The sequence below is a fragment of the Microbacterium sp. B35-30 genome, from assembly GCF_010634855.1.
Taxonomy (GTDB): domain Bacteria; phylum Actinomycetota; class Actinomycetes; order Actinomycetales; family Microbacteriaceae; genus Microbacterium.
In genome coordinates this window covers 178,844-197,059 of record NZ_MWLQ01000018.1, presented here as the reverse complement: position 1 = coordinate 197,059, position 18,216 = coordinate 178,844, and the positions used below count along the sequence as shown (strand labels likewise).

The window sequence follows — 18,216 nt, the reverse complement described above, 5'->3', positions numbered from 1 at the left end:
TCTGCCGTACCACCACCCCGACCCCTGATCCGAGAGCGAGCACCCATGCCGATCACCGTCCTCCGCAATGTCCGGCCCTGGGGCGGCGTGCCTGCCGACGTCGTCCTCGACGACAGCGGGATCATCGACATCGCGCCGGTCTCGTCCGAGACCCCGCCGGAGTCCGTCGAGACCGTCGACGGCCGCGGCGGCATCCTGCTTCCGTCTTTCAGCGACGTGCACGTGCACTTGGACTCGACCCGGCTGGGACTGCCCTTCCGCCCGAACACCGCGGGCGAAACGCGATGGTCCCACATCATGAACGACCGTGCGAACTGGCGCACCGCCGAACTGCCGGTCGCGGAGCGCGCCACGTACACGCTCGGGCGCATGGTCGCCCAGGGCGTCACCCGCGTCCGCAGCCACGCGCAGGTCGACGCCGACTCGGGGCTCGAGAAGTTCGAGGGTGTGCTGGCGGCGCGAGAGGCCCACCAGGACCGCGCGGACGTCGAGATCGTGGCGTTCCCCCAGGTCGGCATCCATCTCGAAGAAGGCGTGCCCGATCTCCTCGACGAGGCGCTCCGCAACGGCGCCGATCTGATCGGCGGCATCGACCCGTGCGAGATCGACCGCGACCCCGTTCGTCATCTCGACACCGTCTTCGACCTCGCGGAGCGGCACGGCGTCGGCATCGACATCCATCTGCATGAGGGCGGCTCGATGGGCCTGTTCTCGCTCGATCTCATCGTGGAGCGCACCCGCGCCCTCGACCTGCGCGGGCGCGTGACGGTCTCCCACGCCTTCTCGCTCGCCTCCGGCACGCCCGCGGTCTCTGCCGCGATCGACGCCCTCGCCGAGCTCGACATCGCGCTGACCACGATCGCACCGAAGGGCTCGCTGGCCGTGCCGCTGGACCTGCCGCTGCAGCAGCTCATCTCCGCGGACGTGCGCGTGGGCCTCGGCATGGACGGGCAGCGGGACTACTGGTCGCCCTGGGGCAACGGCGACATGCTCGAGCGCACGTGGCTGCTGGCGTACACGCAGGGGTACTCGCGCGACGACCTCATCGAGTCCGCGCTCGCGGTCGGCACGTGGGGCGGCGCCGGAGTGATCGACACCTCCCTGCGGCGCATCGGTGCCGACGCCCGGCCCGGAGTGGACATCGGCGACCCGGCCGAGCTGGTGGTGCTGCGCGGTGAGACACCCGCCGCCGCGGTGATGGACCGGTTCGCGGAGCGCACGGTGATCCACCGCGGGCGTGTGGTGGCAGCTGACGGCGAACTGCGATGAGCACAGCCGCCACCATCCTCGTGGTGAACTGCAACACCGACGAGGCGATGACCTCCGCGATCGCCGCGATCGCCCGCGATGCGGCCCGCGACGGCACCCGCATCGTCGGGATCGGGCCGTCCTGGGGCCCGCGGTCGGCCGAGGGATACCTCGAGAGCTTCGCCACGGCGGTGGCCACGATCGACGCGGTGCTGGCGTACGCGCACCCGTTCGATGCGGTGGTGATGGCCGGCTACGGAGAGCACGGGCGCGAGGGCATGCGCCAGGCGGTGCGCCAGCCCGTCGTGGACATCACCGAGGCCTCGGCGTATGTCGCGTGCCTCGTCGGACACAGGTTCGGGGTCGTCACGACGGTGTCGAGCGCCATCGCCGGCATCGAGGACAGTCTGAGGAATGCGGGCGTGCACGACCGATGCGCCGGGATCGTCGCCAGCGACGTCGCGGTCTCCCACATCACCGACGAGCCCGAGAGCACGAGGTCCGCGCTGCTGCAGGCCGCGCGCGCCGTCGTCGCGCGTGGCGCGGACGTGGTGGTGCTGGGCTGTGCGGGATTCGCCGGGCTCGACGACGAGCTCGAGAAGGCGCTGGGGCTCCCCGTCATCGATGGGGTGGCCAGCGCCGTCGCGCTGGCCGAGTCGCTCGTGGCGCTCGGCAAGCGCACGAGCAAGGCGGGGCCCTACGCGCCGTCCGACGGGACGAAGCCGTGGCTCGGTGCGCGCCCGGGCAGGTTGGGCGAGCTCCTCCCCCGCACGGCCCCGTGACCCGATCTTCGAACTGATTCTCCATAGCCCTTGACTTATATAAGTCATGGAGCAAGTATGGATGCCATGCACGCACTCGACATCCTCGGTGATCCGGTTCGCCGGCGCATCCTCGAACTCCTGGCGGAGGGCGAGCGCAGCGCGGGCGAGATCGGCGAGGACGTGCAGCGCGAGTTCGGCATCTCCCAGCCCGCCGTCTCGCAGCACCTGCGCGTGCTGCGGGAGTCGGGCTTCGCGACCGTGCGCCCCGAAGGCGTCCGCCGGCTCTACACGATCGCGCCCGAACCTCTCGAGAACGCGGCGGCGTGGTTCGACCCGTTCCGGCGCTTCTGGCAGCCCCACCTCGACGCACTCGGCACCGAGCTCGCACGGGGGCGCCGCCAACGGCGGCTCGCGGCCGAGGAGGAGCAGCAGACGGATGCCGAGCCCGATGAATCCGACACGACCGACCCTCAGGAGGAATGACATGGTCGACGTACAGCACCAGCTCGACGCGGTGACCCGCGAGATCGCGAGCGAAGAGATCAACGGCTACCCGGCGCGCGTGCAGACGCTCGCACAGACGTATCCGTCCCCCATCGACGACGTGTGGGACGCCGTCACCACCACGGAGCGCATCGCGCGCTGGTTCCAGCCGATCACGGGCGATCTCGTCCTCGGCGGCCGGTACCAGATCGAGGGCAACGCGGGCGGGGAGATCCAGGAATGCGCACCCCCGGCGAACGGCTCGGCGCACTTCAAGGCCACGTGGGAGTACGGCGGCGGCGTGACCTGGCTCACGGTGCGGCTGACGGCCGAGGGCGAGGACGCGACACGGTTCGAACTCGAGCACATCGCGCGCACCGACGACGTCCCCGCCGAGTTCTGGGACCTGTACGGCCCCGGGGCCACCGGTGTCGGGTGGGACGGCGGCCTCCTGGGCCTCGCCCTCCACCTCACCGGCGGCGACGGCCCGTCTCCGAAAGAGGCTGAGGCGTGGGCGTTCACCGACGAGGGCAGGTCCTTCTACCGGGGTGCCGCCGACGCCTGGGGCACCGCCCACGCCGCGGACGGCACCGACCGCGCGGCAGCTGCCCGCGCGGCCGACAACACCTACGCGTTCTACACCGGAGAGCCCGCGCCCGCCACAGCCGAGGAGTGAGGCGAGCGTAGGCCCAGACGGGTCGGGCGGCGCCTCCGGCCGCGTGGGCCCAGCCGCGGCCCGCGGCATCCGTCATCGATCAGCCCGTTCGCCACAACGGCGACCGGTCTATCCTCGGAGTGCGGGGACGCAGGTGCTCCCGCAGGACGTGGGAGGCTTCCGACATGACCCTCTTCGACGGCATCGAGGCGCGCAGCGTGGAGACGCCGGGACTGGCCGTCAATGTGCTCGAGCGCGCGGGCGACGACCCCGCGACCCCGCCGGAGCGGACCGTGGTGCTGATCCACGGCAACCTGTCGTCGGCGCTCTTCTGGCAGGAGCTGATGCTCGATCTGCCCACCGACTTGCGGGTCATCGCAATCGACCTGCGCGGGTACGGCGGCACCGAGCACGCACCCATCGACGCCACGCGCGGCGTGCGCGACTTCAGCGACGACGTCGCCGCCACGCTGCAGGCGCTCGACATCCCGACCGCGCATCTCGTCGGCTGGTCGATGGGCGCGGGCGTCGCGATGCAGTATGCGCTCGAGCACCCCGTGCTGAGCCTCACCCTCGAATCCCCTGTCTCGCCGTACGGCCTCGGCGGAACCCGTCGCGATGGGACGCGCCTCACCGACGACGACGCGGGCTGCGGCGGCGGGACGGTGAACCCCGATTTCGTGCAGCGCCTGATCGACCACGACACGACGGCCGACGCGCCGACCTCGCCGCGGAGCGTCTTCCGGTCGGGGTATGTGGCTCAGGGGTATCAGAGCGAGCATGAGGACGTGTGGGTCGAGTCGATGCTGACGACGTCGACCGCCACCGGCAACTATCCGGGCGATGCGGTGGCCAGCGAGAACTGGCCCGGCTTCGCCGCGGGGCGCATCGGAGTGGTGAACACCATGACCCCGGGGCACTTCGACGTGTCGGCGATCGTCGACCTCCGGGAGAAGCCGCCGATCCTCTGGATGCACGGCACCCTCGACCCGATCATCTCGGACGCGTCGCTCTCCGACTACAACAACCTCGGCAAGCTCGGCATCGTGCCGGACTGGCCCGGTGACGAGGTAGCTCCACCGCAGCCGATGGTGTCGCAGACGCGGGACGTGCTCGCACGCTATGCGGATGCCGGCGGCGAGGTGACTGAGCGGAGCCTCGAGGGCGTCGGCCACACCCCGCACCTCGAGCGGCCCGCCGAGTTCCGCCACGCACTGCTGGAGGTCATCGGCTACGTGGGTCGCCGCCACGACCCCGCGCCCCCGACCGAGGCGATCATCCTCCGCTCGTCCGACTGATACGCGCGGGGGTGAGACGCGGGGTCAGCGGACGCGGCGCACGAGCGACGCCCCGGCATCCGTAGACTCGTCGGCATGAGTGCTTCCGGTGGCAGCAAGGCGATCCTTGCGGCGTTTCTGGCGAACATGGGCATCGCCGTGGCGAAGTTCATCGCCTGGTTCCTCTCGGGCTCGGCCTCGATGCTCGCGGAGGCAATCCACTCGGTCGCCGACTCGGGCAACCAGCTGCTCCTGATGCTCGGAGGCCGCAAGGCCAAGAAGATGGCCGACAGCGAGCACCCCTTCGGCTACGGCCGCGAGCGATACGTCTACGCGTTCGTCGTCTCGATCATCCTGTTCTCGGTCGGCGGCCTGTTCGCCATCTACGAGGGCGTCGAGAAGCTCACCCACCCGCACGCGCTCGATGAGAGATGGTGGTGGCTGCCGATCGTCGTGCTCGTCGTCGCCATCGGCCTCGAGTCGTTCTCGCTGCGCACCGCCGTGCGCGAGAGCAATCATGTGCGCGCCCGCGGCCAGTCGTGGGTGTCGTTCGTCCGTCACGCGAAGGCGCCCGAGCTTCCCGTCGTCCTTCTGGAGGACATCGGCGCGCTCATCGGCTTGGTGTTCGCGCTCTTCGGCGTCGGCCTCACCGTGATCACCGGCAACCCGCTCTTCGACGCGCTCGGCACGCTGATGATCGGCACGCTGCTGATCCTCATCGCCATCGTCCTCGGCATCGAGACGAAGAGCCTCCTCGTGGGCGAGGGCGCGACGGATGCCGATCACCAGCGCATCGTGGCCGCCATCACCAGCGGGCCTGAGGTCCAGAACCTCATCCACATCAAGACGCTCTACCTCGGCCCGGACGAGCTCCTCGTCGCGGCGAAGCTCGGCTTCGCCGCCGACGCCACCCTCGAGCGCATCGCCGCCGACATCAACAAGGTCGAGGCGCGGGTGCGAGAGGCGGTGCCCGCGGCCCGGGTGATCTACCTCGAGCCCGACATCTACCGGCCGGGCTCCGACCCCGAGCCGCCGACGTCGCAGTTCGTCATCAGTTCGGCCGACTGACCCTTCCGCCCCTCGAGGGGTTCCGCCGCCGCGAGGATCGCGAACCGACCTGGCGACCGCGACCCTTCGCACCGCCCGCGAGACAGCACAGGGATCGATCATCGAGTACTGCATCTTCACCGAGCCTCAGCTGGGGTCCACCTACGCCGACGAACTCGCCTACGCCCAGACCGCGGAGCGGCTCGGCTTCACCGGGTACTTCCGCTCGGACCACTACCTGAGCGGGATGGGCGACGGCCTACCCGGACCGACGGACGCCTGGACGACGCTTGCGGGCCTCGCCCGCGAGACCTCGCGGATCCGGATCGGCACGCTCGTCTCGCCCGTCACCTTCCGGCACCCCGGCTCGCTCGCGATCCAGGTCGCCCAGGTCGACGCGATGTCGGGCGGACGCGTCGAGCTCGGGCTCGGAGCCGGCTGGTTCGAGCGCGAGCACCAGGCCTACGGCATCCCGTTCCCCGCCAAGAGATTCGACCTGCTAGAGGAGCAGCTCGAGATCGTGACCGGCCTCTGGGCGACGCCCGTCGGCGGTGCGTACAGCTTCAGCGGCGCGAACTACCGCTTGACCGAGGCACCGGCCCTGCCGAAGCCGGTGCAGCAGCCGGTGCCCGTGATCATCGGCGGCGGCGGCCCCCGGCGCACCCCCGACCTCGTCGCGCGCTTCGCCCGCGAGTACAACATCGGCTTCCCCGAAGACCACCAGATCGCCGAGCGCATCGACAATCTGCGCGCCGCTTGCGAGCGCATCGGCCGCGACCCGGCCACGGTGCGGCTGTCGGTCGCGATGTCGACCTTCGCCGGGCGCGACGACGCCGAGATCACCGGGCGCGCCGGAAGGATCGGCAAGACGATCGCCGACGTACGGGACGGCACGAACATCGTGGGCGACGCCGCGGAGATCGGCGAGCGCATCGCGCTCTACCGGTCGTTCGGCATCGAGCGGGTCTACTTCCAGCTGCTCGACCTGCAGGACGTCGCGCACGTCGAGTACCTCGGCACCGAGGTGCTCCCGCACCTCCCCCGCTGATCCGTCCTGCGGGGTTCGGAATCGCGAAAGGGTATGTTTCCGCAGGGTCGCGCGTGCGGAAACATACCCTTTCGCGAGTCCAGATCGGTGAACGTCGCCGCGCCGCGCGGCCTCAGACGGGCAGGCGGTACGACGGCAGCCCGCGGCGGCGGATGAGCCACTCCGCGAACACCAGGTTCGGCAGCCAGCACAGGAACGGCACCGCGGCGTAGGCGTTCGCGAAGGAGCCGTCGTGCAGCGGCTGCCCCAGAGCCACCGGAGCGAAGAGCAGGAACGGCAGCCAGATGCGCAGCATCACGCCGGAGTAGGTCAGTGCGTAGTTACGGATCATCCACGCCCGGTGACTCGGTACGTCGCCCCGGCGGATCGCGCGATACGCCCGCCAGCCGGTGACGAGCCACAGCACTGCGAGCGTCCCGAACCCGAAGAACCCGACGTAGCCCGCCGGGCTCGAGGGAGCGATGACGAGGCCGCCGGCCGCGCCGATCGCGACTGCCACGAGGTAGACGCGCCCGGTCCAGCGGTGAACACGCGGGGCTCGCGTGCGCAGGCCACGCCAGAACTGCAGCGGTCCGGTCACGAGCGCGACCGCCCCGCCCACGATGTGGACGTACAGGGCGCCCTGCACGAACGGGTGCACCGTCGCGTACGTCGGCGCGAGCCCGACCTCCTGCCCGGCGAGGTCGGCCAGCGAGGCGGTGAAGTACGGCAGGGCGGAGTACGCGACGATCGCGAGCGCCGTCAGCAGGACGAACGTCCAGCCGATGCGGGAGCGGATGCCGCCGGGCCGCGCGACGGCGGGGGCGGTGCGGACGGGTTCGATGAGGCGGGTCACGTGCGTCACGCTAGGCCCGCGCGGCACAGCCGCAGCAGGGTGCAGGCCCCCTGATCACCCCGGCGGTTCGCCCCCGCCCCGCGTCCCCGCGTCCCCGCGTTGACTTGGCGTATATGTACGCGACACGCCGGCGTGTCGCGTACATATACGCCAAGTCAAGGGAGACGGGGCGCGGGTCAGCGGCGGGCGTCGAAGAACGCGCGCAGGAGAGCGGATGCCTCGGCCTCGCGCACGCCCGCGACGACCTCGGCGCGATAGGGCAGGCGCCGGTCGCGCACGACGTCGTACACCGACCCCGCCGCGCCCGCCTTCTCGTCCCAGGCGCCGAAGACGAGCCGCGAGACGCGCGACTGCAGCACGGCGCCCGCGCACATGACGCACGGCTCCAGCGTGACCACGAGCGTGCACCCCTCGAGGTTCCAGGCACCGCGCGCCGCGGCCGCGGCCCGCAGCGCCACCACCTCGGCGTGCGCCGTCGGGTCGTGCTCGAGCTCGCGGAGGTTGCGCCCCTCGGCGATCACCGCTCCCGCGGCATCCGTCACCACCGCACCGACCGGTACATCCCCTGTCTCGCCCGCCGCTGCGGCGAGCGCCAGCGCGCGGTCCATGGCGGCGAGATCGGCGGGATCCAGGTTCACAGCACGAGGCTATCTCGACCGATCCCCGCCTAGGTTTACGTGCGAAAACACGGGCCGGTGACGTGACGCGCCGGGCTGCCGGCATCCATCACCCGCGTGTCGCCGTGACCCGCCAGTCTTTTCGCGCGGGCGGGAGTACGAGGCGGCACTACCCTGTCTCTATGCGCCTGCACGTCGCGGACCACCCGCTCATCACCCACAAGCTCACGGTGCTGCGCGACCAGCGCACGTCATCACCCGTGTTCCGTCAGCTCACCGAGGAGCTCGTCACGCTCCTCGCGTACGAGGCGACACGCAATGTCCGCGTGGCGCCGATCGAGATCCAGACGCCGGTCACCACCACGACCGGCGTGAAGATCAGCGAGCCCCGCCCGCTCGTCGTGCCCATCCTGCGCGCCGGCCTCGGCATGCTCGAAGGCATGGTCAAGCTCATCCCTACCGCCGAGGTGGGCTTTCTCGGCATGGTCCGCGATCACGAGACGCTCGAGCCGTCGACCTACGCCGAGCGCCTGCCCGACGACCTGAGCGACCGCCAGTGCTTCGTGCTCGATCCCATGCTCGCGACCGGCGGCTCGCTCGGCGCCGCGATCGAGTTCCTGTTCCAGCGCGGCGCCCAGGACGTGACGGCGATCTGCATCCTCGGTGCGCCCGAGGGCGTCGCCGCGATCGAGAAGCAGGTCGCGGGCCGCGACGTCACCCTCGTGCTCGGCGCGATGGACGAGCGACTCAACGAGCACGGCTACATCGTGCCCGGCCTCGGCGACGCCGGCGACCGGCTGTACGGGACAGTCTGAGCCGAGGCTCGGCCCGCGTGCGTGGGTCCTGCGCCCGCGCCTTCGTCCACCGGGTCAGACGATCGGCACGCGGCGGACGTCCGAACCCGCGACGGCGTCAACGGTCGTCCGAGCGGCAGCCGCACCCCGCCCGACCACGGCCACCGGAGTGAAGGGGCGACCGTTGAACCGTGTCGCCGTGACCGTGGTGTAGGCGCCCATCGTGGGGCTCACGAGTAGGTCGCCGACGTGCAGCTCGGGCAGCAGGACCTCCCGCGCGATCACGTCCGACGAGTCGCAGGTCGGTCCGGCGAGCGTCGCCCAGCGGTGGTCGCCGGCGTGTGCGCCGGCGGAGAGCCGGCCCGTCCAGGGATCGGTGCTGGTCAGGTCGCGCGCCGCGAACACCAGCGGATGCACGTCTTCGGTGAGCACGTTCGAGTACGAGCCGTAGAGGCCGTCATCCAGGTAGTACCACCGTCCGTCGCCCCGCTCGGCGATGCCCACCACGCTCGTCACGAGCGTCATCGCGTCGGCCACCATCACCCGGCCGGGCTCGGCGATGATGTCGAGCCGGCGCGCGTGCGGGGCGAGCACCGGCCGCAGCACCGCGGCGATGTCGTCGACGGCGGCTGACTCTGCGTCGTACGAAGCGGGGAATCCTCCGCCGATGTCGAGCGTGTCGAACTGCACGTTGCAGCGCCGCTCCAGGATTCCCATGAGCTCCAGCGTGTCGGCAGCAGCGGATGCGAACCGGCCCGGATCGTCGAGCTGGCTGCCGACGTGATAGCTGAATCCGGCCACGGCCACGCCGGCGGCGAGCGCGTTCTCGACCAGGCGGGCGGCCTCGAAGGGTCCGACGCCGAACTTCGTCGAGAGGTCGCTCTTCGCGTGCGGACTGCGGTACGCCAGCCGCACCAGCAGCCGCGTGTCAGCCGGCGCGCCACGGAACTTGTCGATCTCGACGGCGTTGTCGACCACGAACGTGCGCACTCCGGCGGCGAGCGCCTCAGCGATCTCAGCGGGCTTCTTGATCGGATGCGTGTGGATGATCCGCGACGTGTCGACGCCGCGGCGGGTCAGCATCGCGAGCTCCTCGCCGGTGGCGACGTCGAACCCGCATCCGGCGTCGTCGAGCACGTCGAGCACGGCGTCGTGCGCGAGCGCCTTCACCGCGTAGTGGAACCCGACGAACGGAAGAGCCTCGCGCAGCCGCCGATACTGGCGGCGGACCCGATCCGGCTCGAGCAGCAGAAGAGGCGTGCCGTGCCGGGCGACCGCGGCGCGGGCGGCCACCGACGACAGGAGAGCGGATGCCTCGGCCCGCCGTCGATCGCCGAAGGCGGGCGTCGTACGCGGCTCACGCCGCACCGCGGAAAGGTTCATGTCAGCACCCCTGCGGCCCGGCCAGTGCGACGTCCGTCGCGCAGCCCGGTGCGTGCGGTGACCGTGAACGCCCCGGCCGCCACGGCATAGAACACGATGTCGGCGGCGACCTTGCCGAGCAGCATCCCCCAGACCGGATCGGGAACGAGCCAGATGCCGAGCATGAGCGCCGCCGGTCGAACCAGGACCGTGTCCAGGAGCTCGGCTGCGCCGAACTCGGCGACCAGCAGCACGCCGGTTCGCCCGAGAGCGCGGCGACGGGTGGCGGTGACCGGCACCTGCTCGAGGTAGATGGTGACGGCCAGGACGGCGTAGAAGCCGACGATCTCGCCGACGAGCGCCGCGAGGGCGATGAGCGGGGTCGCGGTGGTCCACACCGACGCGAGCAGGCCGCCGAACACCATCGCAGCGGTGCCCGCCACCTCGGCCGGAAGGTACCGGGCGATCCAGAACACCAGCGTCCGGCGCCGCGGCCGGCCGTCCGCTTCCGGAGGCGTCGCGGTGCGTTCGGAGTCGGTCGCAGTCGTCGTGTGCGACTGATCGATCGTTGCCATGGCTTCCCCCTCCGTCTGACAGAGGAGGAAGGGTCTGCGATGATACGGCGCGCGGTGCACCGCCGGCGCGCAATACGGCGCGACATCCGCCCCTCGCCGAACGGATGCCGCGCCTCTGCGCCCTCTGGCGCGTGGCAAGGTTACGTGGGCCGGATCCGCACCCCAAAGGGGTTGACATGCCGGGGGCAGCGGACTACCCCGCGAGGGAACGAAGCTGCGGAGGGCTCAGTCGCCCAGCGGCGGCTCCTGCGGATTGCGGCGGCCCGTCTCGCGTTCCCAGAACTCGAGCTGCTGGGTGAGCGCCTTGGCGAGCTCGAATACCTGGTCGGGCGGGATCCGGATGCGGCTGACCACACGGGCCGGCACCACGGTGTGACGCTGGCCGGTCTCGGCGTCGACCTGCTCCCGCGGCGGCTGCGCGAGGGTCAGGAAGTCCATCACGAACACCGTCGGCGTGTGCCAGACGTTCGCGAAGTCGGCATAGGCGCCGCCGATGAGCTCGGGCGGGAGGTCGATCTCGAACTGCTGCGCTGAGTCGTCGGCCATGCGGGCTCCTGTTCGGGCGGCGTCTCTCGCGGTGGCCCGCGGGAGAGGCTCGGGCTGTCGTGTGCGACGTGTGCGCGAGTCTACGCGGCGCTCAGCCGCGACCGACGAGCCGCGCGAACCCGCTGAGCCGGGCCACCCCCTCCGGGGTGTACGGCAGGTCGTCGAGGAGCCCCGGCGAGTAGACCAGGAACGCGGTGTGCATGGCGCGCGAGATCGCGACGTTCAGGCGGTTGCGCAGCAGCAGGAACTCGAGCCCCCGCGGTGCGTCGCGGCCGCTCGATGCTGCCAGCGACACGATCGCGACAGCCGCCTCCTTGCCCTGGAACTTGTCGACGGTGCCGACGGGGACGTCGGGGAACCCTGCGGCGGCGAGAGCCGCCTCGACCGCCACCTGCTGGGCGTTGTAGGGAGTGACGACGATGAGGTCGCACTGCTCCAGCGGCCGCGGCGGCAGCGCGACGGAGGCGCCGTCGCTGTCGTTCGTTGCGGCATCCGTCCATTCGCGGCCGATCAGATCGGTCACCAGCCGCGCGACCTCGGCCGCTTCTTCGAGCGACTGGGTCGCGTTGCCGTGATGGCGCAGCGCGATCGGGACGAGCCCGGGACGGATGCCGTCGAGCCGGCGCAGCGCCGTCGACGGGTGTGCGGCGAGCTCGCCGCGGTACGAGAGCGTCGACACCGGCGCGGCGACCTCGGGTCGCATCCGCCGGGTCTCTGCGAGGAAGTATCCGTACTCGGGCGGGATGACGTCGGCGCCGTCCATGACCCAGCCGAGCGCCGAGGTGTCGACGGGGGCGGGGTGGGTGCCCTGGCTCACCTGCGGCAGCTGCTGGGGGTCGCCGAGCAGCAGCAGACGCGGTGCGGCGAGCGACACGGCGATGGTCGAGGCGAGCGAGAACTGCCCGGCCTCGTCGACGACGAGCAGGTCGAGGCTGCCACGCGGGACGCGGCCCTCATGGCTGAAGTCCCACGCGGTGCCGCCGATGACGAATCCGGATGCCTCGTGCTCGGCCGTGAACGCCGCGACGCCGTTCTTGGGCAGCACCGTGAACGCGTGGGCGGCCGACGGGTCCTTCGGGGCCTTGCCCACCTGCGACGCGGGAACCCCCGCGGCGATCACGCGCTCGAGGAGGTGCTCGATCGTCGCGTGGCCCTGCGCGACGACGCCGACCTTGTAACCGTGATCCCGCACGAGCCGGGCGATCACGTGGGAGCCGACATAGGTCTTGCCCGTGCCCGGAGGGCCCTGCACGGCCAGGTAGCTGCGGTCGAGCGCCCGCACCGCGCGGGCGATGGCCTCGACGGCGTCGTCCCCGGCCACGGGCAGCGTGCTGCCCGCCGATCCCGCTGCTCCCGCCGCCGGAAGGGCGGGATGGAGCAGGCGGGGAGGGCGGCGGCACAGGATGTCGGTGGCCGGGTCGGCCGGAAGCTCCGGCGCCGCGTCGATGACGGCATCCGCCCACGCGTCGATGGCCGCCTGCTGGTTGCCCGCCGCGGGCGGCGCCTGCGGCGTGAGCGCCAGAGGCAGCCGCTCCCAGGTTTCACCGTTGACCGCTGTCTCTTCGATCACGGCGCCGTCGTCGAGCACCTCGAGCACGGTGACCGAACGGTAGGAGTGAATCCATCGGGGCGACGCATCGAATTCGTAGGGCGCCGGCAGCTCGTACAGCGCGAACGGGTTCGTCCCTTCGCTGAGGCGGGTGCCGGGTGCGAGGTCACCGCGCAGTTCGACGACGCGGCGCTCACCGCCTCTGCCGCTCTCGAGGAAGTGCCAGTCCTCGCGGACGCGGCTGCGCGCCGGATCGATCGTCACCACGTCGCGTGTCTCGTCCCAGAGCGAGACCGGCTCGCGCAGACGCAGGAAGTGGGTCGCCCAGAACGACTTCGCCTCTCGCGGGTAGTAGTCGATCGCGGCCGCACCCAGCCGCAACGTTCGCGCGGGCACCGAGTCTTCCGGGTGCTGCAGTGCCAGGGCGTCGAGGACGGTCGCGCGGGCCGACGGTTCGTAGGCGCGCTCGTCGGGCTCGGGGTTCGGCGAGGGCACGAGGGCGGCTTCGCGGGCACGATCGACGAGCCAGTCGCGCAGGCGCCGCGTCGACACGCAGTCATAGCGGTTGTAGTCGGCGAGGTCGTCGAGCACGAGCGCCGCCTCGGCCGTGGCACCGTCGGCCTCGAGGGCCCGGGCCTCGACGTAGCGCACGATCGAGTCGTCGCCCTTCTGCACGTCGCTCGTGCGCACCTCGTCGCCCATGTAGAGCGGCTCGAGCTTCTTGATCGAGTACGAGCGCGATCCGACGCGCAGCGCGCGGCGCACGATCGGGTACAGGTCGACGAACACGCCGTCGCGCAGCAGCCGGTCGACGTCGGCCTCGCGCACCCCGTGCCGTGCCGCCATCGCGAGCAGATGCGAGGGCTCGTATGGCGCGTAGTGGTAGATGTGCATCCCCGGAAACTGCTGCCGTCGCAGGTTCACGATGTCCAGGAACGTCTCGAGCGCGCGCTTCTCGTCGCCGAAGGAGTGCGCCCACAGCGCCGTGTACTGCTCGCGCGTGTCGACCCAGCCGAAGAGGTAGTCGATGCCCCACTGCGTCGGCTCGCCCGGCACCGGCGGCTCGGTGTGCAGCGGGTCGCCCTCGAAGTCGAAGAACATATCGCCGTGATCGGGTCGGGGCAGTGCACCCAGCGCCTGCGGCGCCACGACCTCGAACACGGGAATCGGCGGCGCCTCGATCGGCGGCGACGCCTCGGCGAGGAGCACCGCGAGACTGCCGTCGGCGACGGCAGTGTGCGCACCGACGCCCTCGACCACCGCGGTGCCGTCGGGCGCGATCGCCGCGTCGACGGTCACCGCGTGCCGGGCGGCGGGGGGCTTCGCGGCCACGAGCGGCGGTGTGCCCGCCGGGCTCTCGAGCTGCAGGCGGGCCTGCGTGCGCAGCGAGGTGAAGACATCGGGGTTCATCCCCACGGGTCCCGCAGGCGCCTGTGCGAGCTGCTCGATCGTGTCGATGCCGGCGGCTCGCAGCCGCTCGCGCTGCACCGGTCGCATGCCGGCCACGAGGAGCAGATCACGGGATGCCACGACCTCCGCATCGCACGTCGCACAGCGCCCGCACGCGACGACGCCGAGCTCGCCGCGCGGGTCGCCCCATGCGATCGGCTCGCCCGCGGCGCCCGACTCGAGGCGCCGGTCGGCGATCAGCGCGGCCAGCCGCTCGCGCCGCAGCCGGAAGACCGGAAGGAGATCGTCGACCTCGTGCTCGCTGACGCTGCCGTCACCGAGGAGCAGCTGCACACGGTGAGAGCGGGGCACACCCAGCCGGTCGAGCTGGTCGACGTAGGCCGCGAGCTGCATGAGTGCGGTGACGCGGGCGTGGCGTGCGAGCTTCGTGTCCTGCACGATCCACGGTCTGCCGGCATCCGCAGACCCCGCGGACCCCGGCGCTGCGGTCCCTGAGCCTGTCGAAGGGTCGCGGACGAGGAAGTCCGCGAAGCCCACGAACGAGTCGGTCGAGAACGCCGCCTGGTAGACGACCTCTGCGTCCGAGGCGAGTGCCGCGTTCGTTCGCGCGACCGCATCGGCCAGGGCGGCGGCATCCGACGATCTCACCTCGGGGATCTGTGCCACCCGGTCGCCGTACCGCGCGACGTAGTCGGCGAGCACGTTGCGCTCATGCACGGTGCCGAGGCGCCCCGCGCGCTCGAGGGTGAGGTCTTCGGGCTCTTCGACCGCCGCGACGCGCCCCAGTCGCGCGTCGATCGCACGCAGCCAGGCGAATTCGCATTCTGCGGCCGCCTTGAGATCGCTGGCGCTCCAGACGATCCGGCCTTCGTCCTCGATGTATCGCATGCACTCCCCTTCCTTGACGACCCTAGCCGCGGCATCCGACAGCCCTCGAACCGGTGTGGAATCGGTCACCCCGCGGGGATTCACGGCCCGGAGCAGCACAGTGCGAGAGGCGGAACCCCGGCGGTCTCAGCGCGCCACCTGCCAGACTGGAGCGCATGAGCCTGCCCTTCGAGAGCGCATATCGGCACGGGTTCGCCCGCGTCGCGGCCTGCACGATCCCGGTCTCGATCGCCGACCCCGCGGCCAACGCCGAGGCGGTGCTCGCCGCGGCGCGGGAGTGCGATGCGGATGCCGTGGCCGTGGCGGTCTTCCCGGAGCTGTGCCTCACCGGCTACGCCATCGACGACCTGGTGATGCAGGACCCCGTGCTCGACGCGGTGGTCTCCGCGGTCGAGCGGCTGGTCGAGGCATCCGCGGATCTTCTGCCGGTGCTCGTCGTCGGCGCGCCGCTGCGCCACCGCAACCGCCTCTACAACTGCGCGCTCGTGATCCACCGCGGCGAGCTGCTGGGCGTCGCGCCGAAGTCGTACCTGCCCACGTACCGCGAGTTCTATGAGCGGCGCTGGTACGCGGCGGGCGACGACCAGGGCGACCAGGACATCCGCGTCGGCGCTCTGGAGGCTCCCTTCGGCCCCGACCTGCTGTTCGAGGCGCTCGACATCCCCGGCCTCGTCGTGCACGCGGAGGTGTGCGAAGACGTCTGGGTGCCCATCCCGCCGTCGTCGAGCGCCGCCCTGGCCGGGGCGACCGTGCTGCTCAACCTCAGCGGCAGCCCGATCACGATCGCCCGCGCCGAGGACCGCAAAGACCTGTGCAAGTCGCAGTCTCTGCGGTGCCTCGCCGCGTACGCCTACGCGGCCGCGGGCGGCGGGGAGTCCACGAACGACGTCTCGTGGGACGGCCAGACCATGATCTACGAGGGCGGCAACCTGCTCGTCGAGACCGAGCGCTTCCCCGATGGGCCGCGCCGCTCGGTCGCCGACGTCGACCTCGACCGCCTGCGCCAGGACCGCCTGCGCCAGGGCACGTTCGACGACAACCGACGGACGACGAACGCGGATGCCGCCTTCCGCACCGTGCACTTCCGCCTCGACCCGCCGGCGACCGACGTGGGCCTCCGCCGCAGCCTCGACCGCTTCCCGTTCGTGCCCGACGACCCCGAGCGCCTGGCGCTGGACTGCTACGAGGCGTTCAACATCCAGGTGTCGGGTCTCGTGCAGCGCATGCGCGCCATCGGCGGTCCGAAGCCGGTGATCGGCGTGAGCGGCGGGCTCGACTCGACCCATGCGCTGCTCGTGGTGGCACGCGCCATGGACCTCATGGGTCGCCCGCGCAGCGACATCCTCGCCTACACGATGCCCGGGTTCGCGACGAGCGAGCACACCAAATCCAATGCCATCGCCCTCGCCGAAGCGGTCGGGGCGTCGATCGAGACGATCGACATCCGCCCGCTCGCCATCGAGATGCTCGAGCGCCTCGACCACCCGTTCGCCGACGGCGAGCCGGTGCACGACATCACCTTCGAGAACGTGCAGGCGGGCCTGCGCACCGACTACCTCTTCCGCCTCGCGAACCACCACGGCGGCATGGTGATCGGCACCTCGGACCTCTCGGAGCTGGCGCTCGGCTGGGCCACCTACGGCGTCGGCGATCACATGAGCCACTACGCCGTCAACACCGGCGTACCCAAGACGCTGATCCAGCACGTCATCCGCTGGGTGATCTCGCACCGTGCGGACGAGGGCGGTTCCACCGAACTCAGCGACCGCGCCCGCGAGGTCCTGCAGTCCGTGCTCGACACCGAGATCTCGCCCGAGCTCGTTCCCGCCGGCCAGGACGGCAAGATCCAGTCGACCGAGGACCGCATCGGCCCCTACGCCCTGCACGACTTCACGCTGTACCACGTGCTGCGGTTCGGGTTCCGCCCGTCGAAGATCGCGTACCTCGCCGCGCACGCCTGGGGCGATGCCGAGGTCGGCGCGTGGCCCCCCGGGTTCCCCGACGAGGACCGGTACGCCTACGACCTGCCCACGGTCGCCAAGTGGCTGCAGGTGTTCCTCCAGCGCTACTTCGCGTTCGCGCAGTTCAAGCGCTCGGCGATCCCGAACGGCCCGAAGGTGTCGCCGGCGGGCTCGCTGTCGCCACGGGGCGACTGGCGTGCGCCGTCCGACGGGAACGCCCGCGTGTGGCTCGCCGAGCTCGAGGGCGCCCTCCCCGAGCTCGTCGAGGGCTGACCGCGAGAGCGGCGTCGCCCTTGCCGAGATCAGGTGATCTGGCGCAGACAGGAGAATCCAGCCGGAATCGTCCTGCGTACGCCAGATCACCTGTTCTGGGCACGACGCACGAGCCCCACGAACCTCGGGAACGACAGCAGGCCGAGGGTCAGGCGGGCGCGTGGGTGTACGCGAGCGTGATCACCCAGCTGTCGCGCGAGAGATCGGCCAGCTGGTAGAACACCTTCCGGTCGGGGATCCAGCCCTTGGTGAGCGGGGTGTCGAGCCGCACATGGTCGGCGGCGACCCGCGCTCCGCGACCGTCGGCGTCGCGCACCGCCTGCACCCGCGTCCAGTGGGCGATGAGCTTGCCGAGGTCGCTCTCGTCGAACAGGTGCGAGTGGCGCTTCATCAGGTGCAGCTCGGCGTCGTCGGGATGCACGTCGCGCAGGTCGAGCCCGAGCATCACGTCGGGGTCGGTGACGGCGACGACGGTGGCGGCGCGGAAGTTGACGTTGCGGATCTTCAGCGGCAGCTCGGTGCCGCCCACCTCGGCGATGAGCTGGGTGTGGAAGCCGAACGTCCGGGGCGCCTCGCGCTCGACGCGGACGGCCTTCGGTTCGATCCCCAGCTTCGCGGAGACGATCTCCTTGGCGAGGAGGCGCTTTCGGTCGTGGTCCGGGAGCTTCGGGTCCCAGCCCAGCCGCGCCGTGATCCCCGCCGGAGTGTCGAGAAGCACCGATTGCATGATCCACCTCATTCTCCGCGGCCCGTCCGCAGCTCCATCCTGTCGCGCAGCCGCTCGGGCAGGAAGATCGCCACGCACGTGAGGCCGACCCTCGCCTACGAAAAGCCTGCTCCGTCACGGCAACACGCCCTGAACGGATGCCGTCGCCCGGAGTGTT

General features: G+C 71.2%; 16 protein-coding genes. 9 read left to right on the top strand and 7 right to left on the bottom strand.

Annotated elements, in window-relative coordinates; all coding sequences use genetic code 11:
- Nucleotides 1-45: 45 nt before the first annotated feature.
- The 7 genes from B2K11_RS10935 to B2K11_RS10905 all read left to right on the top strand — a co-directional run bounded on the left by B2K11_RS10935 (nt 46) and on the right by B2K11_RS10905 (nt 6,522).
- Nucleotides 46-1,269 (top strand): amidohydrolase family protein, encoded by a 1,224-nt coding sequence (locus B2K11_RS10935; protein WP_163618306.1) that lies wholly within the window; start codon nt 46-48, stop codon nt 1,267-1,269.
- Nucleotides 1,266-2,030, top strand: a complete 765-nt coding sequence (locus B2K11_RS10930) for an aspartate/glutamate racemase family protein (RefSeq protein ID WP_163618305.1) — start codon at nt 1,266-1,268, stop codon at nt 2,028-2,030. Before B2K11_RS10935 ends, B2K11_RS10930 begins: the two co-directional genes overlap by 4 nt.
- Nucleotides 2,031-2,096: 66 nt before the next feature.
- Complete coding sequence (locus B2K11_RS10925; protein WP_163618390.1) at nt 2,097-2,495, top strand: metalloregulator ArsR/SmtB family transcription factor; 399 nt, start codon at nt 2,097-2,099, stop codon at nt 2,493-2,495.
- Between the two features lies 1 nt (nt 2,496).
- The gene (locus B2K11_RS10920; protein ID WP_163618304.1) at nt 2,497-3,171 is read left to right on the top strand and encodes an SRPBCC domain-containing protein; all 675 of its coding nucleotides are present in this window, start codon (nt 2,497-2,499) and stop codon (nt 3,169-3,171) included.
- Between the two features lie 164 nt (nt 3,172-3,335).
- The gene (locus B2K11_RS10915; protein WP_163618303.1) at nt 3,336-4,448 is read left to right on the top strand and encodes an alpha/beta hydrolase; all 1,113 of its coding nucleotides are present in this window, start codon (nt 3,336-3,338) and stop codon (nt 4,446-4,448) included.
- A gap of 75 nt (nt 4,449-4,523) precedes the next feature.
- Complete coding sequence (locus B2K11_RS10910; protein ID WP_163618302.1) at nt 4,524-5,495, top strand: cation diffusion facilitator family transporter; 972 nt, start codon at nt 4,524-4,526, stop codon at nt 5,493-5,495.
- 100 nt (nt 5,496-5,595) lie between these two features.
- Nucleotides 5,596-6,522, top strand: coding sequence for an LLM class F420-dependent oxidoreductase (locus B2K11_RS10905; protein WP_163618389.1), 927 nt, complete (start codon nt 5,596-5,598; stop codon nt 6,520-6,522).
- Nucleotides 6,523-6,634: 112 nt separating this feature from the next.
- Here the strand turns inward: B2K11_RS10905 and B2K11_RS10900 are convergent, their stop codons facing one another.
- The gene (locus B2K11_RS10900; RefSeq protein ID WP_163618301.1) at nt 6,635-7,357 is read right to left on the bottom strand and encodes a DUF2306 domain-containing protein; all 723 of its coding nucleotides are present in this window, start codon (nt 7,355-7,357) and stop codon (nt 6,635-6,637) included.
- 176 nt (nt 7,358-7,533) lie between these two features.
- Nucleotides 7,534-7,965: a nucleoside deaminase gene (locus B2K11_RS10895; RefSeq protein WP_163618388.1), complete on the bottom strand. Its 432-nt coding sequence runs from the start codon at nt 7,963-7,965 to the stop codon at nt 7,534-7,536.
- A 191-nt stretch (nt 7,966-8,156) separates the two neighbouring features.
- Between B2K11_RS10895 and upp the strand changes: the two genes are divergently transcribed.
- Complete coding sequence (gene upp / locus B2K11_RS10890) at nt 8,157-8,789, top strand: uracil phosphoribosyltransferase (protein ID WP_163618300.1); 633 nt, start codon at nt 8,157-8,159, stop codon at nt 8,787-8,789.
- Between the two features lie 54 nt (nt 8,790-8,843).
- On the opposite strand, the gene B2K11_RS10885 is transcribed toward upp, so the two are convergent.
- The 4 genes from B2K11_RS10885 to B2K11_RS10870 form a co-directional block, all read right to left on the bottom strand.
- Nucleotides 8,844-10,151 carry a type III PLP-dependent enzyme gene (locus B2K11_RS10885; RefSeq protein WP_163618299.1) on the bottom strand — a complete coding sequence of 436 codons (1,308 nt, stop codon included), beginning with the start codon at nt 10,149-10,151 and terminating at the stop codon, nt 8,844-8,846.
- Nucleotides 10,148-10,705 (bottom strand): hypothetical protein, encoded by a 558-nt coding sequence (locus B2K11_RS10880; RefSeq protein ID WP_163618298.1) that lies wholly within the window; start codon nt 10,703-10,705, stop codon nt 10,148-10,150. Before B2K11_RS10880 ends, B2K11_RS10885 begins: the two co-directional genes overlap by 4 nt.
- 225 nt (nt 10,706-10,930) lie before the next feature.
- Complete coding sequence (locus tag B2K11_RS10875; protein WP_163618297.1) at nt 10,931-11,251, bottom strand: DUF3467 domain-containing protein; 321 nt, start codon at nt 11,249-11,251, stop codon at nt 10,931-10,933.
- 91 nt (nt 11,252-11,342) lie between these two features.
- A complete protein-coding gene (locus B2K11_RS10870) occupies nt 11,343-15,098 on the bottom strand; it encodes a bifunctional RecB family nuclease/DEAD/DEAH box helicase (protein WP_163618296.1) in 3,756 nt (1,251 codons plus the stop codon).
- Nucleotides 15,099-15,253: 155 nt separating this feature from the next.
- On the opposite strand from B2K11_RS10870, the gene B2K11_RS10865 reads away from it, so the two are divergent.
- On the top strand, nt 15,254-17,332 hold the full coding sequence (locus tag B2K11_RS10865; RefSeq protein WP_163618295.1) for an NAD(+) synthase: 2,079 nt from the start codon (nt 15,254-15,256) through the stop codon (nt 17,330-17,332).
- A gap of 148 nt (nt 17,333-17,480) precedes the next feature.
- Here B2K11_RS10865 and B2K11_RS10860 read toward each other — a convergent pair whose 3' ends face one another.
- Nucleotides 17,481-18,059 carry a hypothetical protein gene (locus tag B2K11_RS10860; protein WP_163618294.1) on the bottom strand — a complete coding sequence of 193 codons (579 nt, stop codon included), beginning with the start codon at nt 18,057-18,059 and terminating at the stop codon, nt 17,481-17,483.
- Nucleotides 18,060-18,216: the final 157 nt, after the last annotated feature.